The 25,372-nt window shown below is 66.3% G+C and carries 27 protein-coding genes; 7 read left to right on the top strand and 20 right to left on the bottom strand.

Annotated features, from left to right (window positions below; all coding sequences use genetic code 11):
• Nucleotides 1-3: 3 nt before the first annotated feature.
• From D0Y85_RS08315 to D0Y85_RS08305, 3 genes are read right to left on the bottom strand one after another with little or no spacing between them, the layout of a single operon-like run.
• Nucleotides 4-1,311 carry a metallophosphoesterase family protein gene (locus D0Y85_RS08315; RefSeq protein WP_117311884.1) on the bottom strand — a complete coding sequence of 436 codons (1,308 nt, stop codon included), beginning with the start codon at nt 1,309-1,311 and terminating at the stop codon, nt 4-6.
• Between the two features lie 53 nt (nt 1,312-1,364).
• Nucleotides 1,365-2,483, bottom strand: a complete 1,119-nt coding sequence (locus tag D0Y85_RS08310) for a phytase (RefSeq protein ID WP_117310124.1) — start codon at nt 2,481-2,483, stop codon at nt 1,365-1,367.
• Complete coding sequence (locus D0Y85_RS08305) at nt 2,483-5,041, bottom strand: TonB-dependent receptor (protein ID WP_117310123.1); 2,559 nt, start codon at nt 5,039-5,041, stop codon at nt 2,483-2,485. Before D0Y85_RS08305 ends, D0Y85_RS08310 begins: the two co-directional genes overlap by 1 nt.
• A 153-nt stretch (nt 5,042-5,194) precedes the next feature.
• On the opposite strand from D0Y85_RS08305, the gene upp reads away from it, so the two are divergent.
• Together upp and D0Y85_RS08295 are read left to right on the top strand one after the other, a co-directional pair.
• On the top strand, nt 5,195-5,827 hold the full coding sequence (gene upp / locus D0Y85_RS08300; RefSeq protein ID WP_049470437.1) for a uracil phosphoribosyltransferase: 633 nt from the start codon (nt 5,195-5,197) through the stop codon (nt 5,825-5,827).
• Between the two features lie 117 nt (nt 5,828-5,944).
• Nucleotides 5,945-6,238 (top strand): PsiF family protein, encoded by a 294-nt coding sequence (locus D0Y85_RS08295; RefSeq protein WP_117310122.1) that lies wholly within the window; start codon nt 5,945-5,947, stop codon nt 6,236-6,238.
• 250 nt (nt 6,239-6,488) lie between these two features.
• Here D0Y85_RS08295 and D0Y85_RS08290 read toward each other — a convergent pair whose 3' ends face one another.
• From D0Y85_RS08290 to rsmD, 6 genes are all read right to left on the bottom strand, one after another.
• Nucleotides 6,489-7,376, bottom strand: a complete 888-nt coding sequence (locus D0Y85_RS08290) for an MBL fold metallo-hydrolase (RefSeq protein WP_117310121.1) — start codon at nt 7,374-7,376, stop codon at nt 6,489-6,491.
• A 111-nt stretch (nt 7,377-7,487) separates the two neighbouring features.
• Complete coding sequence (gene ggt, locus D0Y85_RS08285) at nt 7,488-9,215, bottom strand: gamma-glutamyltransferase (RefSeq protein WP_117310120.1); 1,728 nt, start codon at nt 9,213-9,215, stop codon at nt 7,488-7,490.
• Nucleotides 9,212-9,493, bottom strand: coding sequence for a YfhL family 4Fe-4S dicluster ferredoxin (locus D0Y85_RS08280; protein WP_025878828.1), 282 nt, complete (start codon nt 9,491-9,493; stop codon nt 9,212-9,214). The genes ggt and D0Y85_RS08280 overlap by 4 nt, the downstream gene beginning before the upstream one ends.
• Before the next feature lie 132 nt (nt 9,494-9,625).
• Complete coding sequence (locus tag D0Y85_RS08275; protein ID WP_117310119.1) at nt 9,626-10,117, bottom strand: hypothetical protein; 492 nt, start codon at nt 10,115-10,117, stop codon at nt 9,626-9,628.
• Between the two features lie 78 nt (nt 10,118-10,195).
• On the bottom strand, nt 10,196-10,705 hold the full coding sequence (gene coaD, locus D0Y85_RS08270) for a pantetheine-phosphate adenylyltransferase (protein ID WP_008267036.1): 510 nt from the start codon (nt 10,703-10,705) through the stop codon (nt 10,196-10,198).
• A 26-nt stretch (nt 10,706-10,731) separates the two neighbouring features.
• The gene (gene rsmD, locus D0Y85_RS08265; RefSeq protein WP_117310118.1) at nt 10,732-11,310 is read right to left on the bottom strand and encodes a 16S rRNA (guanine(966)-N(2))-methyltransferase RsmD; all 579 of its coding nucleotides are present in this window, start codon (nt 11,308-11,310) and stop codon (nt 10,732-10,734) included.
• A 595-nt stretch (nt 11,311-11,905) separates the two neighbouring features.
• On the opposite strand from rsmD, the gene htpG reads away from it, so the two are divergent.
• Nucleotides 11,906-13,798 carry a molecular chaperone HtpG gene (htpG, locus tag D0Y85_RS08255; RefSeq protein WP_117310117.1) on the top strand — a complete coding sequence of 631 codons (1,893 nt, stop codon included), beginning with the start codon at nt 11,906-11,908 and terminating at the stop codon, nt 13,796-13,798.
• A gap of 233 nt (nt 13,799-14,031) precedes the next feature.
• On the opposite strand, the gene D0Y85_RS08250 is transcribed toward htpG, so the two are convergent.
• Nucleotides 14,032-14,334: a hypothetical protein gene (locus tag D0Y85_RS08250; RefSeq protein ID WP_117310116.1), complete on the bottom strand. Its 303-nt coding sequence runs from the start codon at nt 14,332-14,334 to the stop codon at nt 14,032-14,034.
• 131 nt (nt 14,335-14,465) lie between these two features.
• On the opposite strand from D0Y85_RS08250, the gene ftsY reads away from it, so the two are divergent.
• From ftsY to D0Y85_RS08235, 3 genes are all read left to right on the top strand, one after another.
• Entirely contained in the window at nt 14,466-15,803 is a 1,338-nt protein-coding gene (gene ftsY / locus D0Y85_RS08245; RefSeq protein WP_117310115.1) for a signal recognition particle-docking protein FtsY, read from the top strand.
• A gap of 116 nt (nt 15,804-15,919) precedes the next feature.
• Entirely contained in the window at nt 15,920-17,044 is a 1,125-nt protein-coding gene (gene mutY, locus D0Y85_RS08240; RefSeq protein WP_117310114.1) for an A/G-specific adenine glycosylase, read from the top strand.
• Nucleotides 17,045-17,049: 5 nt separating this feature from the next.
• Entirely contained in the window at nt 17,050-17,319 is a 270-nt protein-coding gene (locus tag D0Y85_RS08235) for an oxidative damage protection protein (RefSeq protein ID WP_025878821.1), read from the top strand.
• Nucleotides 17,320-17,386: 67 nt separating this feature from the next.
• On the opposite strand, the gene D0Y85_RS08230 is transcribed toward D0Y85_RS08235, so the two are convergent.
• The 10 genes from D0Y85_RS08230 to D0Y85_RS08185 all read right to left on the bottom strand — a co-directional run bounded on the left by D0Y85_RS08230 (nt 17,387) and on the right by D0Y85_RS08185 (nt 24,341).
• Nucleotides 17,387-17,836: a DUF6491 family protein gene (locus D0Y85_RS08230; protein ID WP_117311883.1), complete on the bottom strand. Its 450-nt coding sequence runs from the start codon at nt 17,834-17,836 to the stop codon at nt 17,387-17,389.
• 132 nt (nt 17,837-17,968) lie between these two features.
• Complete coding sequence (gene lolD / locus D0Y85_RS08225) at nt 17,969-18,682, bottom strand: lipoprotein-releasing ABC transporter ATP-binding protein LolD (protein ID WP_032977862.1); 714 nt, start codon at nt 18,680-18,682, stop codon at nt 17,969-17,971.
• Nucleotides 18,675-19,916 carry a lipoprotein-releasing ABC transporter permease subunit gene (locus tag D0Y85_RS08220; protein ID WP_093819978.1) on the bottom strand — a complete coding sequence of 414 codons (1,242 nt, stop codon included), beginning with the start codon at nt 19,914-19,916 and terminating at the stop codon, nt 18,675-18,677. The genes lolD and D0Y85_RS08220 overlap by 8 nt, the downstream gene beginning before the upstream one ends.
• Nucleotides 19,917-19,939: 23 nt before the next feature.
• Nucleotides 19,940-20,389, bottom strand: a complete 450-nt coding sequence (locus D0Y85_RS08215; RefSeq protein ID WP_117310113.1) for a hypothetical protein — start codon at nt 20,387-20,389, stop codon at nt 19,940-19,942.
• A complete protein-coding gene (locus D0Y85_RS08210) occupies nt 20,340-20,588 on the bottom strand; it encodes a succinate dehydrogenase assembly factor 2 (RefSeq protein ID WP_025878816.1) in 249 nt (82 codons plus the stop codon). The genes D0Y85_RS08215 and D0Y85_RS08210 overlap by 50 nt, the downstream gene beginning before the upstream one ends.
• A gap of 73 nt (nt 20,589-20,661) precedes the next feature.
• Entirely contained in the window at nt 20,662-21,447 is a 786-nt protein-coding gene (locus tag D0Y85_RS08205) for a succinate dehydrogenase iron-sulfur subunit (RefSeq protein WP_117310112.1), read from the bottom strand.
• A 66-nt stretch (nt 21,448-21,513) separates the two neighbouring features.
• On the bottom strand, nt 21,514-23,304 hold the full coding sequence (sdhA, locus tag D0Y85_RS08200) for a succinate dehydrogenase flavoprotein subunit (RefSeq protein ID WP_080149147.1): 1,791 nt from the start codon (nt 23,302-23,304) through the stop codon (nt 21,514-21,516).
• 31 nt (nt 23,305-23,335) lie between these two features.
• Entirely contained in the window at nt 23,336-23,722 is a 387-nt protein-coding gene (sdhD, locus tag D0Y85_RS08195) for a succinate dehydrogenase, hydrophobic membrane anchor protein (protein WP_025878813.1), read from the bottom strand.
• Entirely contained in the window at nt 23,719-24,111 is a 393-nt protein-coding gene (gene sdhC / locus D0Y85_RS08190; RefSeq protein ID WP_025878812.1) for a succinate dehydrogenase, cytochrome b556 subunit, read from the bottom strand. Before sdhC ends, sdhD begins: the two co-directional genes overlap by 4 nt.
• A 56-nt stretch (nt 24,112-24,167) precedes the next feature.
• On the bottom strand, nt 24,168-24,341 hold the full coding sequence (locus D0Y85_RS08185) for a DUF1674 domain-containing protein (protein ID WP_080149151.1): 174 nt from the start codon (nt 24,339-24,341) through the stop codon (nt 24,168-24,170).
• Between the two features lie 39 nt (nt 24,342-24,380).
• Here D0Y85_RS08185 and D0Y85_RS08180 point away from each other — a divergent pair, with 39 nt between their 5' ends.
• A complete protein-coding gene (locus D0Y85_RS08180; RefSeq protein WP_117310111.1) occupies nt 24,381-25,256 on the top strand; it encodes a folate-binding protein YgfZ in 876 nt (291 codons plus the stop codon).
• Nucleotides 25,257-25,372 lie beyond the last annotated feature (116 nt).

Raw genomic sequence — 25,372 nt, 5'->3', positions numbered from 1 at the left:
TCCTCACTCCCAGCACCGGTCGGTGCGGCCCTTGGCGGTCTGGGCACGCGCGCAGTCACGCGGCGTGATCCGTCCCTTCCGCTGCTCCACCCGTTGCTTGCCGCCATTGTCATCGCGCTTCAGCTCGAATGCGTCGTACAGGCGCCCGGTCACCGTGCGGGCCTCGTAGCGAAGGCGCTGCGGATCGATGCGCAACACCTGGAACAGCTGGGTGTCTTCGCCCACAGGGTCCATCGTCCTGCGTGCCTCGTCCGACAGGCGGTACTGTTTCGGTCCCGCCACCGTCACCACGTACTGCGGTGTTGCCGCCTGACCTTCGCCGCGACGGCCGTAGGTATGGTCATGCCCCTGCAGTACCAGATCCACCTTGTGACGGCGCACCACCGGCAGCAGCACCTTGCGCAGGGCAGCATTCTCGCGGCCCTCGCGCGGCGAATAGAACGGCTGGTGCAGCAGCACGATCGTCCACGGCTGCCGGTTGCCGGCCAGCACCTTGTCCAACCACTGTGCCTGCGCCTTGGCGGTACCGAGATCCAGCGCCGAGGTGCCATCGACCACGGCCACGCGCACGCCCTGTGCGTCGAACCAGTAGCTGGTACCCGCCGCCGCGCTGGCACCGTTGCCCGGCAGGGCGAAGGTCACCGGCCAATGGCGGCCCAGCACGCGGCGCTCCTGTGGCGTGTCCTCGAATTCCTCGAAGTACTCGTGGTTGCCGATCGCCGGCGCCACCAGCGTCTCCTGTGCCAGCCAGCTGGTGGCGGCGAACCATTCGCCCCATTCGCTGTCGTCCATGTTGTCGCCACCGCTGACCAGGTCGCCGGCAAACAGGCTGATCCGTGCATCCGGCGCGGCCTTCTGTGCGGCCCGCACCACGCGGCTTACATGGCTGACGTTCTTGTTCTGGGTATCGCCGAAATACAGCAGGGTCAGCGGCTGGTCGGCAGCGGCCAGCGTACGCAGCTGGTTCCACGCGCTCCAGCTGCCATTGCCCTGTACGCGGTAGACATACAGGGTGTCCGGCTGCAAACCATCGATGTCGGCGCGATGATGATGCGACAGGCCGTTCTCGGTCTGCAGCACCTGGGTCTTCGCGCGCACCTGGACGATGCCCTCGATGGCCGGCGAATCGTCGGCCCGTGCGATTTCCAGCAGCGGCGACTGCACGCTGCCATCGGTGCGCCAGGCCACTGCGAAGCCGTGGCTGGGGTCGACCGATGGAGAGGCAACGATGCGGTCCGGCACCGGTGTGGCCGCGTAGTAGCGGCTGCCCGACGGCACCTGCGTATTGGGCTCGGCCGCAGCCATCGCCATCGATGGCAATGCCAGCAGCAGCCCGATCGCAAGCAGGCGCACCAAACGCGCGCTCACGAGCCACACTCCAGCGGCAGGGCCAACTGCTTGGCGATGCTCTCCCAGTCGAAGGCCACCACGCCCTGGTCATCGTGCACCGCATACAGGGCGCCGTGCGGGAACCGTGGCGTCGGCTGCTGCATCATCCAGATGCCATCGGTGTTGGCCACGGTATTGCCCTGGAACGCACCCACCTGCTTCAGCGTATGGCGATCGAACAGATGGAACACGCTGCGCTGCTTGCCCTGCTCGGTGGTGATCCACCAGCCGTCCTTGCCGCAGGTGCGCAGCATCACGCCTTCGGCCTGCGCCTTGAACACGTCGCGGCCGAAGGTGGTACCGGTGAAGCGCCCCGCCAGGGTGTAGACCTTGAATTCGCTGGCGTAGCTTTCGTCCTCTTCGGCGATCAGCAGGCGATCATTGGCCGGATCCCCCCAGATCGATTCGACCACGCGCAACGCGCCGGCTTCGCTGGTATCACCGATGCTGGCCGACAGTGTCGCCTGCACCTTCGTGCCGTCACGGGACACGTGGTACTGGCGCACGCGCTTGTCCAGCTCAGCCAGCGGCGGCAGGATGTCCTTGCCCTGCGCGTCCTCGCCGTTGTCCCAGGAATCGGTGACGTAGACGCTGTAGCCATCGGCACGGCGGTCCACCCACAGGCCATAGGGCTTGCGCAGGTCGTCGGCACCGAAGGTGGCCAACGCCGTGAAGTCCGGCAGCGAAAGCACCTGCACACGGTGGTTGTCGCGCTCGACGATCCACAGCAGGTCATCGATCACCGCGATGCCGTTGGGACGATCGAACTGGCCCAGGCCGGTGCCGGTGCTGCCGACGTCGCGCAGGTGCTGGCCGTTGCTGCCGTCGTAGACCACCAGCTTGTCGGTGGCCTTGGCCGTGGCGATCAGCCAGGTCCTGCCATCCGGCGCCTGCCAGGACGCGGGCGAATCGATGTTGTCGGCCGGGGTCATCGGGGTCAGGAAGGCCTCGGCGATGGTCGCCACGTTGCGCTCGACCGGTGCCACAGCGCCGGTCGCTGCAGCCGCTGCCGGCGCCTTGTCCGCGGCCGGCGTGCAGCCGGCGGCAAGAACGGCTGCCAGCGAGGCCGCCATCAGGGTCATGCAACGCGCCATCACAGCGCCACCTTCAGGCCGACGGCGTAGGTGCGGCCATACTCTTCCATCTGCAGGGTGCGCGAGCGCGTGCCCTGGTACAGCTCCAACGGCTTGTCCAGCAGGTTCTGCGCTTCAAAGTACACGCTCACGTTCGCGTTGAACTTGTAGTCCAGCGAGAAGTCGAGCTGGGTGTTGGGCGCCACGTAGATGTCGAACGCACGGCCCTTGCCGATGCTGTCCAGGTACTCGCTGCGGTACACCGCCGCCAGACGGGTGCTCAGGCCATACTTTTCAAAGCCGATGTGGGCGCTGTACACGTGCTTGGAGGCACGCGGCAGGGTGAAATCCTCACCGGCGCGATCCTCGATGCCAGCGTCGAATCCGGTATCCAGCCAGGTGCCGCTGGCGCCCACCAGCAGGCCGTCCAGGCCGGCGGGCAGGAAGGCCAGCTGCTGCTGCCAGTTCAGCTCCGCACCACGCACGGTGGCTTTGCGGCCATTGATCGGCTGGGTCACGTCGAAACCACCGTAGGCCGGATCATTGGTGCGCACCGTCTCGACGATATAGCCGTCGATGGACTTGTGGAACAGACCGAGCGAAACGATACCGGTACTGCCGAGGTACTTCTCCACCGACAGGTCGATGTTCTTCGACTCGTACGGGTCCAGCTCAGGATTGCCCAGGCGCACTTCCTCGTCGCCGCGGCTGTAGCCGACGCGCGGCGAGATATCGCCGAAGGACGGGCGCGAAACGGTCTTGTTGGCCGACGCGCGCAGCACCCAGTCATCGGCTGCGTCGTAGCGCAGGTGCAGGCCCGGCAGTACGTTGGTATAGCTGCTGTTGGCCACGCGCGGGGTTACGGTGTAGCTGCGGCCGTTGGCCGCCACATCGACCTGGTTGCCCTCGGCCCTGAAGCGGGTGTTCTCCACACGCACGCCACCGATGATGCGCAGCGCACCGACATCCCAGGTCCCCATGGCGTAGCTGGCGAAGATGTCTTCACTGGCGGTGTAGTCCTCTTCCAGCGAGGTCATCGCGTTGGCGCCGACATCCTGCGGCCGGGCACTGAACTGGCCACGATTGGCCGCCCAGTACGCGCGCATCGCGTCCGAATCCATGCCGTCACCCAGGCTGCCGTGGCGGTGATCCGGAGAGCCGGTGGTCCAGCTGGACAGGGCAACCTTGGGGCCGACGCGCAGTTCGCTTTCGTCGACGTTGACATCGCGGTCGCGCCAGCGCCCCAGCAGGCCGAACTTGATGCTGCTGCTGTCGCCATCGAAGCGCACGTTGACCTGTGCGCTGTGCTCCTTGTCGTTCACCTGCTTGGGTGAAACCACGAAGCGGTCGAACGCGTAGTTCGCGTTGTCCAGCCACTGCGGATTGTCGAAGCTGTAGCTGGGCAGGCGGCTGCTCTGGTCCAGCGTACCGTTGAAGGCCTTGCCGTTGAGCTTGAACCGCGCCTCCATTTCATCGTTCACCCGCTCTTCGGTGCGGGTGAAACCCACCTTGTAATCGACCACGGCGTTGGTCAGCGTGTTCTCGCCGCCCAGGCTGGCCGCAAAGGTGTTCTCTTCCTTGGTGCGGTAGCGCATGCGCTTGTCGATGGAATCCTTCGGCATGCCGTCCAACCGGTACTGGTCGGTAGCGGTCTTCACCATCTTCGCGTCATCGAAGTTGAAGATCACCCGCTGGCGGGTTTCGGCATCATCGAACTGGCTGTACAGCGCACGCAGGTAGTACTTGCTGTCCTCGTTCGGGCGCCAGTCCAGATTGAGGTTGGCGCCGATGCGCTTGCGCTCGATTTCGTATTTGCGGTGCTGCAGGTTGATCGCGGTGACGTCGCCCGGTGCGGCATCGTCTTCGCCGTCGTACTCCACTTCGGTGTTGTCCGATTCGAACGTGCGCTTCTGGTAGTTCACGCCCAGCGCGACGCCGAAGGTGTCGTTGAACACTTCGCTGTAGTTGAAGGCCGCCTTCGGGCTGGTTTCGCCGGACAGCTGCTGGTGGCTGGCTTCGATCTTGCCACGCAGGCTGCGGCCGTCACGATCGAAGGCCGAGGCCGATTCAACCAGGATCGCGCCACCGATGGCGTCGCCCGGCATGTCCGGGGTCGGCGACTTGACCACGCGCAGGCGCTCGGTCGAATCGGACGGAATCACATCCAGCGGCGCCGCGCGGCTGGAATCTTCCGGGGTGCCGATGGCGATGCCGTCGACGCTGACGCTGTTGAGGTTGGCATCCAGGCCACGCACCACCACGAAACGGCCTTCACCCTGGTCTCGGGTCACGCTGATGCCCGGCAGGCGCTGCAGCGATTCGGCCACGTTCTTGTCCGGGTACTGGCCCAGTGCGTCTGAAGACACGGCGTCTTCGATGGCATCGCTGCTGCGCTTCAGGTCGACGGCGCGTACCTGCGATTCCAGCTGCGCACGCACTTCTATGCGGTCCAGATCGGTCGCTGCGGCGGCACCCCCTGCCGCGGCAGCGGCAGCGTTTTCGGCCGCCACCACTGACGGGCTGGCCGTCACCAGCAGCGAGAGGCTGATTGCCAGGCCCAACGTGTTCTTCTTCTGCACAGCTATCCCCAACGGTGTAAAGATTGGGTCAGCACGGTATGTCCGGCAGGTTGCATGGGCATGACACCGGTGGAGCCTGGCCTGCCGGACCCGGCTCGGCACCACCGCGCATTCCGCTTAAAATGGTGGCCTCCCCTTCTGCCAGACCCTCCCATGAAGATCGTCGAAGTGCGCCACCCGCTGGTGCAGCACAAGATCGGCCTGATGCGCAACGCCGCGCTCAGCACCAAGGATTTCCGCGAACTGGCCAATGAACTGGGCACGCTGCTGGCCTACGAGGCCACCGCCGACCTGGAAACCGAGCCGCACACCCTGCCGGGTTGGTCCGGTCCGGTCAGCGTGCAGCGCATCGCCGGCGCCAAGATCACCGTGGTGCCGATCCTGCGCGCCGGCCTGGGCATGCTCAGTGGCGTGCTTTCGCTGATCCCGGCCGCCCGTGTCAGCGTGGTCGGCCTGCAGCGCGATGAGGAAACCCTGCAGCCGGTGCCCTACTTCGAGCGCCTGACCGGCCGCCTGGAAGAGCGCGACGCGCTGATCCTAGACCCGATGCTGGCCACCGGCGGCACCCTGATCGCCACCATCGACATGCTCAAGCGCGCCGGCGCCCGCCGGATCAAGGGCATCTTCCTGGTTGCCGCACCGGAGGGCATCGAAGCGGTGAAGGCCGTGCACCCGGACGTGGAGATCTACACCGCCGCGATCGACGCGCAGCTCAACGACAAGGGCTACATCCTGCCGGGCCTGGGTGATGCCGGCGACCGCATCTTCGGTACCCGCGTGGGCTGAGATCGACCGGGTCGGAGCGCTTTCGAAAGGAAGTGCTCCACCTGCTCCAGGCACCTTCACGCCGGCTTTGCGGCAACGGGCGAATGCTCCGCGCACCCGCGCCGCCCTGGAGCCACCATGAATGCCTCTTTGCTGCTCGCCGCCGCCCTGCTGCTCAGCCTCCCGTTTGCCGCCAACGCAGCGACCCCGCAACAGCAGCGCATGGCCGACTGTTCGGCAAAGGACAAAGGGCTGAAAGGCGACGCCTACACGCCCGCGCAGAGCACATGCCTGAGCTCGCACGCAGCCGCACCGGCAACCCCTGCCACACCGCAGGAGCGCATGAAGAAGTGCAACGCAGATGCCGCCACCAGAAAGCTCGCCGGCGACGCCCGCAAGACCTTCATGAGCAGCTGCCTCAAGGCATCGTAAAAACAGCGAAGAAAGGCCCCATCCACGCATGGCGTGGATCTACTGACCACCGGAAAACTGTCGAAGGCGGGGCGGTGTCGGATTGCGGGGTGTCAGCCGCATGGATGCGGCTGCCAAGCCTACAAGGACGTACTTGCGGCGTCCCCGCAATCCGACACCGCCCCTCCACCCACGGACAGCCCGCTGTTGCTGTTGCTGTTGCTGTTGCCTTTGATTCGGCAGGTGCAGGGCGCAGCCCTGCCGGCCAACCTCACCCCAACGCCCGCGCCTTCAGTTCGTCCTGCTCATGCAGCGTCACGAAACGTCCCTTCTCATCCCGCCCGACCTGCGCCAGCGCCACCTGCGGATCATGGGTGAAGAACAGATGCACGTTGCGCGCCAGCTTGTCTTCCAGGAACTGCCGCTTCTCGTCGATCAGCAGCTCGGCGTTGCGGTCGTACCCCATGGTGATCGGCACGTGCACCCACGAGCGACCCGGAATCAGATCGGCGCAGAACACTACGCCGCCGTGCGCCTGCTCGCCTGCGCGCGCCTGCCCCACGATCTCGGCCAGCATCAGCCCCGGCGTATGCCCGTCGCTGTAACTGAAGCGCACGCTGTGGCCAAGCACTTTCGAATACTCGCCGTCCACCACTTCCAGGCGGCCACTGGCCTGCAGCAGGCCCGGCAGTTCTGGAATGAAGCTGGCGCGATCGCGCGGGTGCGGCTGCAGCGCGCGCTGCCAATGCTGCGCACCGACCACGTAAGTCGCATTGGGGAACAGCAGTTCCGGTTCACGGCCTTCGTGCCACGCGGCCAACAGGCCGCCGGCATGGTCGAAGTGCAGATGGCTGAGCACCACCACGTCGATGTCTTCGTGCTCGAAGCCGGCTTCGCGCAGTGAATCGATCAGCACATGCTGGCTTTCCTGCACGCCATAACGCTCGCGCATGCGCGGCTCGAAGAACGCACCGATGCCGGTTTCGAACAGCACCGTCCTGCCTTCCAGCGGGCTCGCCAACAACGCACGACAGGCCAGCTCGATGCGGTTGAGCTCATCCGGTGCTGCCCACTTTTCCCACAACGCGCGCGGCGCGTTGCCGAACATTGCACCGCCATCCAGGCGTTGGGTATTACCGCGGATCGACCATAGTTTCATGACGCAATTATCGGTGGCCGCTCGTTAAATAATCGCTAGCCGGAAAACGAAAAACCCCGCCGGGTGGCGGGGTCCTTCAGCGGTTCCAGGGAAGCCCGGCGCACGCAGCGGTCAACGCGCCGGCACGACCTGGGCACTGCCGACCGGGTTGCGCGGGTCACTGCCGCCAAACAGTTTGTTGGCCTTGCGGTCCCATTCCACCGTCTGCAGGTTGCCCCACACGTGGCTGGAACCGCGGCCGCCGGCAGCGACCTCGCCCGGCAGGTCGATCCTGTGGCCCATCGCCTGCAGCTGCTTGATGGTGCCAGCGTCGAAAGCATTGCTTTCCGCTTCGATCAGGTCCGGCAGCCACTGGTGGTGGTAGCGCGGCAGCGCGGCGACCTGCTGCGCGTCCAGGCCAGCGTCGTAGCCCAGGATACCCAGCAGCACCATGGTGATGATGCGGCTGCCACCGGGCGTGCCCAGCACGATCACCTTGTCGTCGTTTTCCATGAAGGTGGGCGTCATCGAGCTGAGCATGCGCTTGCCCGGCTTCGGCGCGTTGGCGGCGTAGCCCATCACGCCAAAGGCATTGGGCGTTCCCGGCTTCAGCGCGAAGTCGTCCATCTCGTTGTTCAGCAGCACGCCGGTGCCCTTCGGAATCAGGCCCGAGCCGTACAGCAGGTTGACGGTCTGGGTGGCGCCGACCCGGTTGCCATCACGGTCGATGATCGAGAAGTGGGTGGTCTCGTCATCCTCCAGCGGCGTCGGGTTGCCCGACAGCAGGTCGCTGGGGGTCGCCTTTTCCGGGTGGATGGTCGCACGCAGGCCCTGCGCGTAATCCTTGCTGGCCAGCACCTTCTGCGGGATCTGCACGAAATCCGGGTCGCCGAGGAAGAAGGTGCGGTCACGGTAGGCACGACGCATCGACTCGACCACCAGGTGGGTGCGGTGCGCGGCATCCATCTGCTTGATGTCCCAGCCTTCCAGGATCTGCAGCATGCTGGCCAGGGCGATGCCACCGGAGGACGGCGGCGGTGCGGTGGTGATCTTCCAGCCGTTGTAGTTGAAGACGATCGGCGCACGCTGCTTGACGCGGTAGCCGGCAAGCTCTTCGGCGGTCCACTTGCCACCCGCCTGCTTCACGCCGGCCAGCAGCAGCTTGCCGGTCTGGCCCTTGTAGAAGCCGTCGAAGCCACCGGCCGCCAGGCGCTCCAGGGTCTGCGCCAGTTCCGGCTGCTTGAACAGGTCACCGGTGGCGATCGGCTTGCCATTGCGCAGGTAGACCTCGCGCGTACCGGGATAACGCTCCATCACTTCACGGCGCGAGGCATAGCCCTTGGCCATGCGGTCATAGACCGGGAAGCCTTCACGCGCGATGCGGATCGCCGGCTGCAACGACGCTGACAGCGGCAGCCTGCCGTGCTTGGCCGACAGTTCGACCAGCGCCGCCGGCAGGCCCGGAATGCCGGCCGACCACGGGCCGTTGACCGAGCGGTCGCGGTCCAGGTCACCCTTCTTGTCGAGGAAGGCCTGCGGCGTGGCCGCGGCCGGCGCGGTCTCGCGCGCGTCCAGCATCACGTCCTTGCCGGTGGCCGCATCATGCAGCAGGAAAAAGCCGCCGCCACCGAGGCCGGAGCTGATCGGCTCGACCACTGCCAGGGTGGAGGACACCGCCACCGCCGCGTCGAAGGCGTTGCCGCCCTGGGCCAGGATGTCGACACCGGCCTGGGTGGCCAAGGCGTGACCGCTGGCGATGGCGGCGCCATCGGGGCGCTCGGCACGGACCGGGGCATCAGCCCAGGCGACGGAACTCAGCAGCAGGCCGAGCAGCAACAGGGGGCGGGCGAACGACTTCATTCGGATGGGGGCTCCGCATAGAGTTCGGGATGATCGTGCTGCAGTTGGCGCAACTTGGCCAGCAGCTCGATTTCGGTTTCGACGATGTCCGGATCGGGGTCGATGCATTCGACCGGGCAGACGACCACGCACTGCGGTTCGTCGAAATGGCCCACGCACTCGGTACAGCGGGCGGGGTCGATCACGTAGATGGTTTCACCCATCGTGATGGCCTGGTTCGGGCAGGCCGGCTCGCATACGTCGCAGTTGACGCAGAGCTCATTGATTTTCAGCGACATGGCGATACTCCACGCCCGCGCCTTGGGACAAGGACCGGCCTGCGCGGGCGCGCGGGCCGGTCAGGTCATCAGCGGCGCCCATCTCAGGGCGCCGCCCGGGCCGTGCCGAAGCACGACCGCCTCGGCTCGGTCTTACTTGGCTTCGACGAAGATGTACTCGGCGCCGGTCGGCTGCACAGCCGCCTGCACGCGGGCGTTGTCGGCGGACTGGCCGATGAAGACGACGCGCACGCCCTTCATCGAATCCGGCGAGACGTCCTTGAACACGGTCTGGATCATGTCAGCCATCTTGCCGGAGGCCGACGAACCGAAGGCCAGCATGTTGCCCGGCTGCACGCCACGGGCTACGGCCTGGGTCGCGCTTTCGGTCTGGCGCTCGTACTTGGCCTGGAAGTCCGGATCCGATTCCGGCGAGAGGTAGTACAGGAACGGGCTGTTGGTGATGTTGCCCATGTTCTGGATGGCCACTTCCTGCAGGTACTTCTTCCAGCCTGCGTCGTCTTCCTTGGCCGGCGCGACCAGCGCCTGCTTGGCTTCGTCGACCGGAGCGGCTTCTTCCTTCTTGCAGGCGGTGAAAGCCAGGGCAAACGAAGCGATCAGCATCGCGCGCATGGTGTTGTTCATGGGTTTCCTCCCGGAATGTTGCGTGTTGGTGTGCGTAATGGATTGCGTGGTGCTACAGGATCTACTGCTGGCCAGGGCTTACGACTGCGCCGACTTCGCTTCGCGGACCTTGCGCAGCGCCTCGAGCACGGCGGCCGGCACGAAGCCGGACACATCGCCACCCAGGCGTGCGATCTCGCGGACCAGCGAGGACGAGATGAAGCTGTGCTGCTCGGCGGGGGTCAGGAACAGGGTCTCGACCTCCGGAATCAGGTGGCGGTTCATGCTCGCCATCTGGAATTCGTACTCGAAGTCGGACACCGCGCGCAGCCCGCGCAGCAGCACACCGCCCTGCACCGAACGTACAAAATGGGCCAGCAGCGTATCGAAGCCGATGACCTCGACGTTGCTGTGGTGGCCCAGGGCGCCACGCGCCAGCTGCACGCGCTGTTCCAGCGGCAGGGCCGGCCCCTTCGAGGGGCTCTGCGCCACGCCCACCACGACCTTTTCAAACAGCGGCGCGGCCCGGCTCACCAGGTCGATATGACCATTGGTGATGGGGTCGAACGTGCCGGGATAGACGGCGATGCGGCGGTTGGCCACGGTCATGGGCGGTAGCAGATGTTCAGATGAGGTCAAAGTGTAGCAGCGGCGCGGCGGTACAGGGCAAAGCGCACCTCGCGGGTGCCGCCATCGCGGTGCAGCAGCCATTCCGGGGGCAGCGCCGGCGCGTGGCCGGCCGGCGATTCCAGGTACAGCCAGGCATCGGCGGCCAGGTGCCGCGGCAGCTGGGCCAGAACGTCCTGCCACAGGCCATCGGCGAACGGCGGGTCGATGAACACCAGATCCGCCTGCTGTGCCGGCGCGGCCTGCAGCCAGCGCAGTGCATCGGCCTGGGCGACCGTCACGACGTCACCCGCCTGCAGTCTGGCCACGGCCGCCGACAGGTTGCGCGCCAGCTGCGGGTCGCGCTCGACCAGGGTGGCATGCGCGGCCCCCCGCGAGACCGCCTCCAGCCCCAGCGCGCCGCTGCCGGCGAACAGGTCCAGCACGCGCGCCCCGCCCAGCTTGGGCATCAACCAGTTGAACAGGGTCTCACGCACGCGGTCGCTGCTGGGCCGCAGGCCCGGCAGGGTCGGAACCGGCAGTCGGGTATTGCGCCAGCGCCCACCGATGATGCGCACCTGGCCTTCGTTGCCACCGCGGCCGCTCACAGGCGCCTCTGGCGAGGTTCATTCGAGAATTTCAGCATGAGCGGGATTGTAGTTCGGCCGGGCTGCGCCCGGCACCCGCAGAGGCCGAAGCAACGTCAAAAGCTGGTTTCCTGTGGGTTGGCGGGGTGGGTCCGGTTGAGGGGGACGCTGCAAGTACGTCCCTGTAAGCTCGGTCGCCGCATCCATGCGGCTCACGCCCCTCAACCGGACCCACCCCGCCTTCGACAGTTTTCCGCGATCTGTCAAACGGCTCTTGGGGGATTTCGATATCTGAGAGATTTCATCCACGCATGGCGTGGATCTACTGCAGGTCGCGACGATCTGTCGAAGGCGGGGCACTGTGGGTTTGCGGGGTGTGAGCGGCATGGATGCCGCGACCAAGCCCCCATGGACGGGTTTACGGCGTCCCCGCAAACCCACAGTGCCCCGCCATCCCACGGAATGCCGCTGTTGCTGTTGCTGTTGCTGTTGCTTTGGCCTCGGCGGGTGCAGGGCGCAGCCCTGCCAGAACAACCCCTTGATTTCGGGACAATCACCCCTACCCCTTGGCGAGGCCGCACGCGCTTGCGCGGCACCGCACATGGAGCCCTACCCGATGACCGAGACGACCCAGACCGAAACCCTTGGCTTCCAGACCGAAGTCAAGCAGCTGCTGCAGCTGATGATCCACTCGCTGTACTCCAACAAGGAGATCTTCCTCCGCGAGCTGGTCTCCAATGCCGCCGACGCCGCCGACAAGCTGCGCTTCGAAGCCCTGACCCAGCCCGAGCTGCTGGAAGGCGACAGCGAGCTGCGCGTGCGCGTCAGCTTCGATCCGGCCGCCCACACCATCACCATCGACGACAACGGCATCGGCATGAGCCGCGCCGATGCCATCACCCACCTCGGCACCATCGCCAAGTCCGGCACCGGCGACTTCCTGCGCCAGCTGTCCGGCGACCAGAAGAAGGACTCGCAGCTGATCGGCCAGTTCGGCGTCGGCTTCTACAGCGCCTTCATCGTCGCCGACGAAGTGGAAGTCACTTCGCGCCGCGCAGGCCTGGCCGCCAATGAAGGCGTGCGCTGGACCTCGCGTGGCGAAGGCGATTTCGATGTCGCCACCATCGACAAGGCCGAGCGCGGCACCCGCATCGTCCTGCACCTGAAGGACGGCGAGCACGACTTCGCCGATGGCTGGCGCCTGCGCAGCATCCTCAAGAAGTACTCCGACCACATCGGCCTGCCGATCCAGATGCCCAGGGAAGGCGGCGAAGAAGGCGCCGCGATCGAGTGGGAAACCGTCAACCGCGCCAGCGCGCTGTGGACCCGCCCGCGCACCGAGATCAGCGATGCGGAGTACACCGAGTTCTACAAGCACGTCGCCCACGACCACAGCGACCCGCTGGCGTGGAGCCACAACAAGGTCGAAGGCAAGCTGGAGTACACCTCGCTGCTGTACGTGCCGGGCCGCGCGCCGTTCGACCTGTACCACCGTGATGCGCCCAAGGGCCTGAAGCTGTACGTGCAGCGCGTGTTCGTGATGGACCAGGCCGAACAGTTCCTGCCGCTGTACCTGCGTTTCATCAAGGGCGTGGTCGATTCCAACGACCTGTCGCTGAATGTCTCGCGCGAAATCCTGCAGTCCGGCCCGGTCATCGATTCGATGAAGGCCGCACTGACCAAGCGTTCGCTGGACATGCTGGAGAAGCTGTCCAGCGACAAGCCCGAGCAGTACGCCACGTTCTGGAAGGAATTCGGCCAGGTGCTGAAGGAAGGCCCGGCCGAGGACTACAACAACCGTGAGAAGGTCGCCGGCCTGCTGCGCTTCGCTTCCACCCGTGGCGACGGCGATGCACAGACCGTCTCGCTGGCCGACTACATCGGCCGCATGGCCGAAGGCCAGGACAAGATCTATTACCTGACCGGCGAGAGCTACAGCCAGGTGCGCAACAGCCCGCACCTGGAAGTGTTCCGCAAGAAGGGCATCGAAGTCCTGCTGCTGACCGATCGCATCGACGAGTGGCTGATGGGCTACCTGACCGATTTCGACGGCAAGGGCTTCGTCGACATCGCCCGCGGCGACCTCGACCTGGGCGCGCTGGAGAGCGAAGCGGACAAGCAGGAGCAGGAAGCCGCAGCCAAGGACAAGCAGGGCCTGGTCGAACGCCTGAAGAACGTGCTCGGCGATGACGTGGCCGAAGTGCGCGTGTCGCACCGCCTGACCGATTCGCCGGCGGTGCTGGCCATCGGCGAACAGGACCTGGGCCTGCAGATGCGCCAGATCCTGGAAGCCAGCGGCCAGAAGGTGCCCGACAGCAAGCCGGTACTGGAGATCAACCCGGGTCATCCGCTGATCGCCAAGCTGGATGCCGAAGCCGATGGCGCACGTTTCGACGACCTGGGCCGGGTGCTGTTCGACCAGGCCGCACTGGCCGCCGGCGACAGCCTGAAGGACCCGGGTGCCTATGTGGCCCGTCTGAACAAGCTGCTGCTGGAGCTGTCGGCCTGACCGATGCCGGGATCGCCCGGCCTGGTGGGTGCCAACCTCGGTTGGCACCGCCATTGCCCCGGTAGATGCCAACCTGGGTTGGCGCCGCCATTGGCCTGGTAAATGCCAACCTTGGTTGGCGCTGCTGTTGGCCTGGTAGATGCCAACCTTGGTTGGCGCTTGAAAAGCTGCCGAGCATGGCTTGACTGCAAAAGCGTGCCAACCAAGGTTGGCACCTACCAGAGCCGGTCGGATCAGGCCTGCCGATCCAGCAGCGAGCCCAGCATCTGGTCCTCGCGGCGGATCAGCGCAGCATTGGCGGCGAAGGCCACCACCTCGGACTTGGCAGCCAACAGGTCGCCCAGCGGTGCGGTCGGATCGGTGTCGCCATGGGACGTCACGCGGGTGTCCACCCCGCCCTGCGCTGCGGCATCGCGCTGCAGCTGCAGTCGTGGCGCATCCGGGGTCGCCAGGTTGGCCACATTGTGTGCAGCCACCTGCACGCCCTGCTGGGCCGCACGCATCCCGCTGAGCGCAACACCTGTCACATCGTTCATCGGCGGTCTCCCAGGCCACCCAACGCAGCCCTCCGGACCGGTTAACGGCCGCGCAGCTGCGACCTTGAGTCCACGCCGGCCATACAGGCCCGGGTGGTAGCATATCCCTCTGATTTCAGCGCCTTTTGCCAATGCTCAGTTTTTTCCGCCGCAAGAAGCCCCAGGACGCCGCCACACCGGACGCGCCCAAGACCCAGCACTACTCGGCTGAAGAGCTGGCGGCGGCATTCCCGTCGGCCGCGCCACCCGAGCAGGCCCCGGCCGCACCGGTAGCCCCGCCGACGGTGGAAGCGCCTGTGCCAGCGGCCACGCCCGAGGTCGTTGCCCCCGCAACGTCAACCGCGCCGGCCCCGCAAGCAACACTGCAGACGGCGCAGGAAACCATCCCCGAAGCCACGCCCGCCCGCGTGCTGGCGCCGGAGAACTTCGAAGCCGAAGCGGCCGCCGCCGCCGCGGTGCTTGCCCCGCTGGCCCCGGTCATCCCGGCGCAGGAACCGGCCGCCCCCGCCGCCGACCTGCCGGTGCTGGTCGATACCCCGGCCGCCCCGGCGGGCAAGCCCGGCTGGCGCGAGCGCCTGCGCAACAGTGCGTTCGCCCGCAGTTTCGGTGGCCTGTTCTCGCGCAACCCCAAGCTCGATGACGACCTGCTGGACGAGATCGAGACCGCGCTGCTGACCGCCGACGTCGGCGTTGCCGCCACCACCGACCTGATTGCTGACCTGCGCAAGCGCATGAAGGCGCGCGAGTTCATCGATGCCAATGCCCTGCTGGCGGCACTGCGCGCGGACCTGATCGCGATCCTGCAGCCGGTATCCAAGCCGCTGGTCATCGACCGCAACGCCAAGCCCTTCGTGGTGCTGACCGTGGGCGTCAACGGCGTCGGCAAGACCACCACCATCGGCAAGCTGGCCAAGCGTTTCAAGGACGAGGGCCACAGCCTGATGCTGGCCGCTGGCGATACCTTCCGCGCCGCCGCCGTCGCCCAGCTGCAGATCTGGGGCGAGCGCAACGGCGTGGCCGTGGTCGCGCAGGGGCAGAACGCTGATGCCGCCTCGGTGGCCTACGATGCGCTGCAGGCCGGCAAGGCCCGCGGCACCTCGGTGCTGATCGCCGATACCGCAGGCCGCCTGCACACCCAGTCCGGGCTGATGAACGAGCTGGGCAAGATCCGCCGCGTGCTCGGCAAGATCGACGAGAACGCGCCGCACGAAGTGCTGATGGTGATCGACGGCACCACCGGCCAGAACGCGCTTTCGCAGCTGCGCCAGTTCAATGCCGCAGTGAAGGTGACCGGCCTGGTGGTGACCAAGCTGGACGGTACTGCCAAGGGCGGCGTGGTGTTCGCGCTGGCCCGTGAGTTCGGCATTCCGATCCGTTTCGCTGGCATCGGCGAGCGCCCGGAGGACCTGCGCGTGTTCGATCCGGAAGCCTTCGTCGACGCCCTGTTGCCCGAAGCGCTGGGTGCCTGATACACCGTGCAGCCACGCGTGGCGTGGCTCTACTGCAACCCGGTAGAGCCACCCCATGGGTGACCGGCCGCTGCCGTAGTAGAGCCACCCATGGGTGGCTGCCCCCTGGAGTACCGATGCCCCGCCAGCCGAACGCCAGCGCCACGTCCGACCCTGAGCACGGCTTCGTTGCCCGCCTGCTGCACTGGTTCGACGGCCACGGCCGCCACGACCTGCCCTGGCAGCATCCGCGCAGCCCATACCGGGTGTGGTTGTCGGAGATCATGCTGCAGCAGACCCAGGTGGCCACGGTCATTCCGTACTTCCACCGTTTCCTGCAGCACTTCCCCACCCTGCCCGAACTTGCCGCCGCCAGCAACGACGCGGTGATGGCGCAGTGGGCCGGCCTGGGCTACTACGCCCGCGCACGCAATCTGCACGCGGCCGCCAAGCGCTGCGTGGCCGAGCACGGCGGCGACCTGCCGCGTGACTTCGATGCCCTGCACGACCTGCCCGGCATCGGCCGCAGCACCGCCGGCGCGATCCTCAGCCAGGCCTGGAACGACCCGTTCGCGATCCTCGATGGCAACGTCAAGCGCGTGCTCAGCCGCTATCACGGCGTCGAAGGCTTCCCTGGCCTGCCCGCCATCGAAAAGCAGCTGTGGGCCATCGCCGAAGCGCAGGTCGCCCAGGTGCCGGCTGGACGCATGGCCGACTACACCCAGGCGCAGATGGACCTCGGTGCCACGGTCTGCAGCCGGTCCAGACCGGCCTGCGTGATCTGTCCGCTGCAGGCCGATTGCGTGGCACGTCGCGAAGGCCGCACCGCCGAGCTGCCAACCGCAAAGCCAGGCAAGACGCTGCCCGAACGCGAGGCGGTGGCCCTGCTGCTGCGCGACAAGCAGCAGCGCGTGCTGCTGCAGAAGCGGCCGGACACCGGCATCTGGGCACAATTGTGGACGCTTCCGCAGGCCGATGCGGGCAGCGAGCTGCAGGACTGGTTCGACGTCCACGTCGATGGTTCGCTGGAAGATGCCGAGGAACTGCCTGTGCTGCAGCACACCTTCAGCCACTACAAACTGCACCTGCAGGTATTGTCACGGCAGGTGCACGGCCTGCGCGTGGAAGAACCCACGCTGCGCTGGGTTGGCGCCGCCGAACTGCCTGCACTGGGCTTGCCTGCCCCCATCCGCAAACTGCTTGAGGGCGCGCCCATCAAGAGCCCGAAGCGAACTTCCGCAAAATCCCGCAACCACGAGTGAGTGCCATGCCCCGAACCGTCTTCTGCCAGTACGAACAACGCGATGCCGAGGGCCTGGACTTCGTGCCTTACCCGGGCGAGCTGGGCCAGCGCGTGTTCAACCACATCGGCAAGCCGGCGTGGACCGCATGGCTGGCACACCAGACCATGCTGATCAACGAGAACCGCCTTTCCCCGCGAAAGCCGGAGCATCGCGCCTTCCTGGAGACGGAACTGGTGAAGTTCCTGTTCGAGAAGGACGCGGAGAAGCCCGCCGGGTTCACCCCCGAAGCCTGACCTGCCGGTAGCGCCGGGCCATGCCCGGCGTCCAGCCATCCGCCGGGCATGGCCCGGCGCTACCGCTCTACTTCGCGGATTCCTCGCGTTCCTGCACCTGCGCCTGCCGCAGTTCCTTTTCCTCCGCCCGCAGCGAGTTCACGTCCAGCTTGCGGATGCTGTTGATGAAGCACGGCACGCGTGGACCGCCGGTGGGATCGCGCACCAGCACCTTGTCGAAGCGCGCCGAAACGCGGTTCATCCGGCTGGTCAGGCCGATGGCGGTCGCATAGGGCAGATCCTGGCAGGGACCATTCAATTCCAGCAGGTAGGCCTCGCTCGGCCGCGTCCACACCGCCAGCGCGCTGTCACCCAGCTCGGTCCAGCCATTGAGGCTGCCGAAAAACTGCATGTCGTTCTGCGGCGCGCCAGCGTGGGCACGATACAGGTCGAGTTTCTCGGCGCTGCTGAGCCGACCGGTAGTCGCGCAGGCGGCCATGGCCAGGCAGAGGCTGGCCAACAGAATCGGGGTCTTCATGGCGATCTCCACAAGGGAACTGCGTGCATCATGCGCCCCGCCAGGTGGTGCCGGCGCAACGGCCGGCAGCCCCGTTCAGGCCCTGCATCGAATCCGGTAGTCGCCAACCTTGGTTGGCGCCTGGCCGGCCGCTCAGACGTCGGCGTGGGCCAGCGCGTGCAGGCGCCCTTCGCGCAGCTCCAGCACCCGGTCCAGGCGTCGTGCCAGCGAGCGGTCATGGGTCACCAGCACCAGGCTGGTATGCCGCGCACGGTTGAGCTCCAGCATCAGCTCGAACACGGTCGCAGCAGTGCGGTCATCCAGGTTGCCGGTCGGCTCGTCGCCCAGCACGCAGGCCGGATGATTGACCAATGCACGCGCCACCGCGGCACGCTGGCGTTCACCGCCGGACAGTTCGCCGGGCTTGTGGTCCAGGCGATGGCCGAGGCCGACCGATTCCAGCAGCGCAGTCGCACGCGTGCTGGCCTCGGCCACCGCAGTACCGGCCAGCATCACCGGCATCATCACGTTTTCCAGCGCGGTGAATTCCGGCAGCAGGTGGTGGAACTGGTAGACGAAACCCAGCGCCTGGTTGCGCAGCAGGCCGCGCGAGGTGTCCGACAGCGCCGACATGCGCTGGCCGGTGACATACACCTCGCCCGCAGTCGGCGTATCCAGCCCGCCCAGCAGGTGCAGCAGCGTGCTCTTGCCGGCACCGGAGGCACCGATGATCGCAACCGTCTCACCTGCAGTCACCGTCAGGTCCAGCCCGTCGAACACCGGGGTCTGCATGCGCCCTTCGGCGTAGGTCTTGCCCAGCCCTTCGGCACGGATCACTTCATCGCCGCGGTTGAAGACCTTATTCATAGCGCAGGGCCTCCGCCGGCTGGGTGCGTGCTGCCCGCCAGGCGGGATACAGAGTGGCCAGGAAGCTCATCAGCAACGCGACCAGGGTGATCACCACGATGTCGCTGGTCTGCATGTCGGTCGGCAGGCCTGTGATGTAGTACACATCCTCCGGCAGCAGCTTGACGTTGAACACCGACTCGATGGCGCCGAGGATGCGTTCCAGGTTCAGGGTCAGGGTGATGCCGCCGATCAGGCCGGCAAGGGTGCCGAAGATGCCGATCAGCGAGCCCTGCACCATGAACACCTGCATCACCCCGCCCGGGGTCAAGCCAAGGGTGCGCAGGATCGCGATATCGGCCTGCTTGTCGGTCACCAGCATCACCTGCGAGGACACCAGATTGAACGCGCCCATGGCGATGATCAGCGAGAGCAGGATGCCCATCACCACTTTTTCCATGCGCAGCGAGTGGTACAGGTTGGCATTCTGCTGGGTCCAGTCGCTGACCCGATAGGCACCGCCGAGGTTCTGCGCCAGGTCCACGCCCACCTCCAGCGAGCGGTCCATGTCATGCAGTTTCAGGCGCACGCCGGTGGCGCCATCCGAACGCAGCACGCGCTCCAGGTCTTTCATGTTGGCAAAACCCACACCGCGATCGACCTCGTTGTAACCGGCCTCGAAGATGCCGCTGACGGTGAAGCGCTTCATCCGCGGCACCGCGCCGGCTGGCGTGCCCTGCACTTCGGCGAAGGTCACCAGCACCTGGTCGCCGACGTCCACGCCCAGCCAGACGGCCAGTTCCTTGCCCAGCAACAGGTTGAAGCTGCCCGGGGTCAGGCTGCCGTAGCTGCCCTTGGTGACCTTCTTGTCGATCACCGACACCTTCGGTTCCAGTGCCGGGTCGATGCCCTGGATGATCGCACCCTGCACGCGCGGGCCGCTGATCATCGACTGGATCTCGATATACGGCGCAGCACCGGCCACGCGCGGATCCTTGCTGGCCACATCGACCACGCGCATCCAGTCCGGCATCGGTTCGCCGTCGCGGCTGATGGTGGTGTGCGCGGTCATCTGCAGCAGGCGGCTGCGGATTTCCTTCTGGAAACCGCTCATGACCGCCAATGTGGTGATCAGCACCGTCACCCCGAGCGCGATGCCCAGGATCGATGCCATCGAAATGAAGGAGATGAAGCCGTTGCGGCGCTTGGCGCGCAGGTAGCGCAGGCCAATGGCCACGGGAATGGGTTTGAACATGCAGGCACGCCGGTCGATTCAGCCTATGGTGCCACCGACCGGGGCCGACGGGAAACGCTTCGTGCGGCCACGGCCAGTCGCAGTTCACGTCGTTGTGCACGATCGAGTACGTCCGGCCAGAACAACAGGCGTCTGCGACGCCAACCCTCGCGCCAGTGCAGCAGCAGCCAGGGCCCGCGCACCACCAGCCGGGGCTCGGCAATATCGCCGCCGTCCAGCCGCAGCAGCGCTGGCAGGGGCGACAGCTGCAGCACGACAGGGCGCCGCCGCAGGCGCCAGGCCAGTTCAGCCAGGCCAAGCGCCCAGACCGCGATCAACGCCGGAAGCAGATGCGCGGACGGCAGATCCGAAGCGCGCAGCAGCCATGGCGCGGCCAGCAGTACCGCCAGCTGGGCGCCGGCCTGCAGCCGCGACGGGCGCCACTCAAGGCTTGAGGGCGAGGATCCTGTGCATGAGGGGGACGGCGTGTGCATGCGGGCAGGCCTCGTAGCCCATGAACCAGCGCCACAACTTATCGTCCTCGCAATCGAGCAGGAACAGGAAAACCTCGCGGTCTTCGGTCGGCGCACTGCTCCATTCGCGGTCCAGGTAGCGACCGAACAACTGGTCCAGTTCACGCATGCCGCGCCGGCACCGCCAGCGCAGCTTCTTCAGCAGGATTTCTTCATCCATTGTGTTTCTCCAGATACAGCAAAGCCACGCATGGCGTGGCTCTGCTGGGGTCATGCAACTACCCGGCACCGTATCAGGCGCGGCGTTCCATCATCAGCTTCTTGATCTCGGCGATCGCCAGCGCCGGGTTCAGGCCCTTCGGGCAGGTCCGGGCGCAGTTCATGATGGTGTGGCAGCGGTACAGCTTGAACGGATCTTCCAGATCGTCCAGGCGCGCACCGGTGTCCTCGTCGCGCGAATCGATGATCCAGCGGTAGGCCTGCAGCAGGATCGCCGGGCCCAGGTAACGCTCGCCGTTCCACCAGTAGCTCGGGCAGCTGGTCGAGCAGCACGCGCACAGGATGCACTCGTACAGGCCATCGAGCTTCCTGCGGTCTTCCGGCGACTGCAGGCGCTCACGGTCCGGCGGTGCCGGGGTCTGGGTGCGGATCCACGGCTTGATCGAGGCGTACTGCGCGTAGAAGTGGGTCAGGTCCGGAACCAGATCCTTGACCACGTTCATGTGCGGCAGCGGGTAGATCGGCACTTCCTTCTTGCCGCAGTCCGAGATGGCCCGGGTGCAGGCCAGGGTGTTGGTGCCGTCGATGTTCATCGCGCACGAACCACAGATGCCTTCGCGGCACGAGCGGCGGAAGGTCAGGGTCGGGTCGATCTCGTTCTTGATCTTGATCAGCGCGTCCAGGACCATCGGACCGCAGGCGTCCAGATCGACGTCATAGGTGTCGGTGCGCGGATTGCTGTCGTCGTCCGGACTCCAGCGATAGATCTTGAAGGTGCGCACGTTCTTGCCGCCGGTCTTGGCGGGGAAGTGCTTGCCCTTCGTGATCTTGGAATTCTTGGGGAGTGAAAACTCGGCCATGGCTGCTCTCGTTGGCTCAGGCGGCCCGCGCCCGAGGGCGCGGATTGCATGTTAGGCGGGGTCGGATCAGTACACGCGCGGCTTCGGCGGCACCACGGACACGTCATCAGTCAACGTGTACATGTGCACCGGACGGTAGTCGAAGCTGCACTTGCCCTTCTCGTCCACGCTGACCAGGGTGTGCTTCTGCCAATTGACGTCGTCGCGGTCCGGGAAGTCCTCGTGCGCGTGTGCGCCGCGGCTTTCCTTGCGCTGCTCGGCCGAGTTGATCGTCGCCACTGCATTCAGCAGCAGGTTGTTCAGCTCGTAGGTCTCGATCAGGTCCGAGTTCCAGACCAGCGAACGGTCGGAGACCTTCACGTCCTGGAACGAATCGAAGATCTTGTCCATCTTCTCGCAACCTTCCTTCAGCGTCTGGCTGGTACGGAAGACCGCCGCGTCGGCCTGCATGGTGCGCTGCATGCGATCGCGGATGACCGAAGTCGGGGTATCGCCGTTGGCGTGGCGCAGCTTGTCCAGCAGGCCCAGCGCCTTGTCGCAGGCGTCGGCCGGCAGGGTCTTGTGCGCCGCGCCCGGGGTGATCGTCGCCGCGCAACGGTTGGCCACCGCACGCCCGAACACCACCAGGTCCAGCAGCGAGTTCGAACCCAGGCGGTTGGCACCGTGCACCGAAACGCAGGCCGCTTCGCCGATGGCGTACAGGCCCGGCACGACCGCATCGGGGTTCTCGCCGTCCTTGCGCACCACTTCACCGTGGTAGTTGGTCGGGATGCCGCCCATGTTGTAGTGCACGGTCGGAATCACCGGGATCGGCTGCTTGTGCACGTCGACGCCGGCGAAGATGCGCGCGCTTTCGGCGATGCCCGGCAGCTTGTCGTCGATCACGCCCGGGCCGAGGTGGGTCAGATCGAGCAGGATGTGGTCCTTGTGCTCGCCCACGCCGCGGCCTTCGCGGATCTCGATGGTCATCGAACGGCTGACCACGTCGCGCGAAGCCAGGTCCTTGTAGTGCGGTGCGTAACGCTCCATGAAGCGCTCGCCGCTGCTGTTGCGCAGGATGCCGCCTTCACCGCGGACACCCTCGGTGATCAGGCAGCCGGCGCCGTAGATGCCGGTCGGGTGGAACTGCACGAACTCCATGTCCTGCATGGCGATGCCGGCGCGCATTGCCAGGCCGCCACCGTCGCCGGTGCAGGTATGCGCCGAGGTGGCGCTGAAGTAGGCGCGGCCGTAGCCGCCGGTGGCCAGCACCACGCCCTGGGCACGGAACAGGTGCAGCGTGCCGTCGGACATGTCCAGCGCGAGCACGCCGCGGCAGGCACCTTCGTCGTCGAAGATCAGGTCGAGCGCGAAGTACTCGATCATGAAGCGTGCGTCGTGCTTCAGCGACTGCTGGTACAGCGTGTGCAGCATCGCGTGGCCGGTACGGTCGGCCGCCGCGCAGGTACGCTGCGCCGCCGGGCCTTCGCCGTACTTGGTGGTCATGCCACCGAACGGACGCTGGTAGATCTTGCCTTCGGCGGTGCGGCTGAACGGCACGCCGTAGTGCTCGAGCTCGATGATCGCCGGAATCGCTTCGCGGCACATGTACTCGATGGCGTCCTGGTCGCCCAGCCAGTCCGAACCCTTGATGGTGTCGAAGAAGTGGTAACGCCAGTCGTCCTCGCCCATGTTGCCGAGCGCGGCGGAGATACCACCCTGGGCAGCAACCGTGTGCGAACGGGTCGGGAAGACCTTGGTCAGGCACACGGTCTGCAGGCCCTTGGCGGCCAGGCCGAACGTGGCACGCAGGCCGGCGCCGCCGGCACCCACCACGACCATGTCGTACTTGTGTTCGGTAATCTTGTAAGCGGACATCTAGTCTGGATTCCTGTCTTGGCGCCTGGGCTCAGGCAACGCCGAGGGCGATGCGGCCCACCGCAAACACACTGACGATCATGCCGAGCACGGCAACGAACTTCACTGCGGTCTGCAGCACCAGGGCCAGCAGCGATTCGTGGATGTAGTCCTCCAGCACGACCTGCAGGCCGAGCTGGGCATGCCAGAACATGGCGATCAGCAGGCCGATCAGCGGAACGGCGTTCCACGGCTTGGCGATCGCGGCGGTGGCGGTCACGTAATCCGAGCCCAGCAGGCCCAGCACGAACACCAGGAACCAGATGCCCAGCACCACCAGCGCGGCGGCGGTCAGGCGCTGATGCACGAAGTGCTCGGTGCCGGTCTTGGCCGAACCGAGACCGCGCACGCCCTTCAACGGGGTACGGAACTTGCTCATGCGGCACCTCCGAACAGCACATAGGCCCACACCGCCAGGGTGATCAGCAGGCTGCCGATCACCGACATCCAGCTGCTGCGGATGAAGGTGGCAATGCGGAATCCGATCGCGAAGTCCTGCACGATATGGCGGATGCCATTGCACAGGTGATAGGCGAACGACCATGTCCACGCGAACAGGAACACGCGGCCATACCAGGCCCCGGCATGACCGGTGAAGCAGTTCCAGGATTCGGGCCCCATCATCAGAGCCAACAGGCCTCCGGCGATGATGAGGGCACCAACAGACAGAAAGACGCCAGTGGCTCGATGCAGGATCGAGGTGGCCATCTGAATCTGCCAGCGATACACCTGAAGGTGCGGAGAAAGGGGACGTTGTCTGGTCGCCATTCGCTGGGCTCGTTGTCTCGGCTGGGCGGCACAAGGCCGCGTTGGCTCAATGCTGATCAAAAATCGATGCAGCGTCCGTTTTTTTCCCAATCGCCATACCGCACCGGATCAAGTCCGCCGCGGCCACCGAATTCCTCTTCCACCTCTGGTTGTTCCACGGGCACAGGGACCGGGGGGACCAGCGGGGCTTCAGCTTCGGCGTCGGGAGTGGGGGTTGTTTGGCCTATCATGATGGGTCTCGCAACGCACAAATTTTAGACCTCGTTCACGTGCCTGACAACCTTCCTCCTGCTTTCGTCGCATATCCGCGCCTGCCCGGCCATCAATTGCTGAGCCTGCAGGGCGTGGATGCAGTGGCTTTTGCCCATGCCCAGTTCAGCAACGACGTGACCGCCCTGCCCCTGCTGCACTGGCAGTGGAGCGCGTGGCTGAGCGCCAAGGGCCGCACCCTGGCGGTGTTCCAGCTGCTGCGCCTGGCCAATGACCATGTGCTGCTGGTGCTCGCCGACGGCGATGCCGATGCGATTGCGTCGCAACTGCAACGCTTCGTGTTCCGCCGCAAAGTGAAACTGCAGGTACGTGCAGACCTGGCCGTGGCCGGTGCCTTTACTGCGCCGCAAGCCGCCGCTGGCGCCGCCATCGCGCTGGCCGGCAGCCAGGGTTGGGAGCTCGATCTGGGCAGCGACGCACTTCCCCGTACGCTGCGCATCGGCCCGGTCGAGGCCTTCCCGGCCGGCGACGAAGCCGAAGATGCCGCCTTCGCCCTGGCCTGGCGCCAGGCCGACCTGCGCTTTGGCCTGCCACGCTTGGCAGAGAGCCAGCGCGAGGTGTGGACCCCGCAGCAGCTGGGCCTGGACCGCCTCAATGGCTACAGCGTGAAGAAGGGCTGCTACCCCGGCCAGGAAATCGTCGCGCGCACCCATTTCCTCGGCAAGGCCAAGCGCGCGGTGCAGCTGCTGCATACCGCTGCACCTGCGCAGGCGGGCGATGGCGTGCAGCAGGACGGCGTCGCGCTCGGCACCCTGGCCAGCGTGGCCGGCGATCTGGCACTGGCCGTGCTGCCGCTGGAGACCGGCGACAGCGAACTGCAGGTGGGCAACGCGGTCGCGCAGCGGATGCCACTGCTGGACGGCCTGGCGCGCTGAGGCGCCCGCCGGACATGGTCCGGCGCTACCACTGACCTTGTGGGTGCGGAACGTTGGTCCGCACCGGATGGGTAGTGCCGGCCGCTGGCCGGCAACCACGCCGGGTTGAGGTTGCC

Origin of the sequence: Stenotrophomonas sp. G4, assembly GCF_003428825.1 — a bacterium.
GTDB classification, from domain to species: domain Bacteria; phylum Pseudomonadota; class Gammaproteobacteria; order Xanthomonadales; family Xanthomonadaceae; genus Stenotrophomonas; species Stenotrophomonas indicatrix.
The sequence above is the reverse complement of the archived record's forward strand: the minus strand, read 5'-3'. Positions and strand labels throughout refer to the sequence as shown.

Bases quoted from the DNA above. Each gene is read 5' to 3' on its own strand.
- D0Y85_RS08315 (WP_117311884.1), bottom strand. From the start codon at position 1,311: ATGGCGATGGCTGCGGCCGAGCCCAATACGCAGGTGCCGTCGGGCAGC.
- D0Y85_RS08310 (WP_117310124.1), bottom strand. From the start codon at position 2,483: ATGGCGCGTTGCATGACCCTGATGGCGGCCTCGCTGGCAGCCGTTCTT.
- upp (WP_049470437.1), top strand. From the start codon at position 5,195: ATGAAGATCGTCGAAGTGCGCCACCCGCTGGTGCAGCACAAGATCGGC.
- D0Y85_RS08295 (WP_117310122.1), top strand. From the start codon at position 5,945: ATGAATGCCTCTTTGCTGCTCGCCGCCGCCCTGCTGCTCAGCCTCCCG.
- D0Y85_RS08290 (WP_117310121.1), bottom strand. From the start codon at position 7,376: ATGAAACTATGGTCGATCCGCGGTAATACCCAACGCCTGGATGGCGGT.
- ggt (WP_117310120.1), bottom strand. From the start codon at position 9,215: ATGAAGTCGTTCGCCCGCCCCCTGTTGCTGCTCGGCCTGCTGCTGAGT.
- D0Y85_RS08280 (WP_025878828.1), bottom strand. From the start codon at position 9,493: ATGTCGCTGAAAATCAATGAGCTCTGCGTCAACTGCGACGTATGCGAG.
- D0Y85_RS08275 (WP_117310119.1), bottom strand. From the start codon at position 10,117: ATGAACAACACCATGCGCGCGATGCTGATCGCTTCGTTTGCCCTGGCT.
- coaD (WP_008267036.1), bottom strand. From the start codon at position 10,705: ATGACCGTGGCCAACCGCCGCATCGCCGTCTATCCCGGCACGTTCGAC.
- htpG (WP_117310117.1), top strand. From the start codon at position 11,906: ATGACCGAGACGACCCAGACCGAAACCCTTGGCTTCCAGACCGAAGTC.
- D0Y85_RS08250 (WP_117310116.1), bottom strand. From the start codon at position 14,334: ATGAACGATGTGACAGGTGTTGCGCTCAGCGGGATGCGTGCGGCCCAG.
- ftsY (WP_117310115.1), top strand. From the start codon at position 14,466: ATGCTCAGTTTTTTCCGCCGCAAGAAGCCCCAGGACGCCGCCACACCG.
- mutY (WP_117310114.1), top strand. From the start codon at position 15,920: ATGCCCCGCCAGCCGAACGCCAGCGCCACGTCCGACCCTGAGCACGGC.
- D0Y85_RS08235 (WP_025878821.1), top strand. From the start codon at position 17,050: ATGCCCCGAACCGTCTTCTGCCAGTACGAACAACGCGATGCCGAGGGC.
- D0Y85_RS08230 (WP_117311883.1), bottom strand. From the start codon at position 17,836: ATGAAGACCCCGATTCTGTTGGCCAGCCTCTGCCTGGCCATGGCCGCC.
- lolD (WP_032977862.1), bottom strand. From the start codon at position 18,682: ATGAATAAGGTCTTCAACCGCGGCGATGAAGTGATCCGTGCCGAAGGG.
- D0Y85_RS08220 (WP_093819978.1), bottom strand. From the start codon at position 19,916: ATGTTCAAACCCATTCCCGTGGCCATTGGCCTGCGCTACCTGCGCGCC.
- D0Y85_RS08215 (WP_117310113.1), bottom strand. From the start codon at position 20,389: ATGCACACGCCGTCCCCCTCATGCACAGGATCCTCGCCCTCAAGCCTT.
- D0Y85_RS08210 (WP_025878816.1), bottom strand. From the start codon at position 20,588: ATGGATGAAGAAATCCTGCTGAAGAAGCTGCGCTGGCGGTGCCGGCGC.
- D0Y85_RS08205 (WP_117310112.1), bottom strand. From the start codon at position 21,447: ATGGCCGAGTTTTCACTCCCCAAGAATTCCAAGATCACGAAGGGCAAG.
- sdhA (WP_080149147.1), bottom strand. From the start codon at position 23,304: ATGTCCGCTTACAAGATTACCGAACACAAGTACGACATGGTCGTGGTG.
- sdhD (WP_025878813.1), bottom strand. From the start codon at position 23,722: ATGAGCAAGTTCCGTACCCCGTTGAAGGGCGTGCGCGGTCTCGGTTCG.
- sdhC (WP_025878812.1), bottom strand. From the start codon at position 24,111: ATGGCGACCAGACAACGTCCCCTTTCTCCGCACCTTCAGGTGTATCGC.
- D0Y85_RS08185 (WP_080149151.1), bottom strand. From the start codon at position 24,341: ATGATAGGCCAAACAACCCCCACTCCCGACGCCGAAGCTGAAGCCCCG.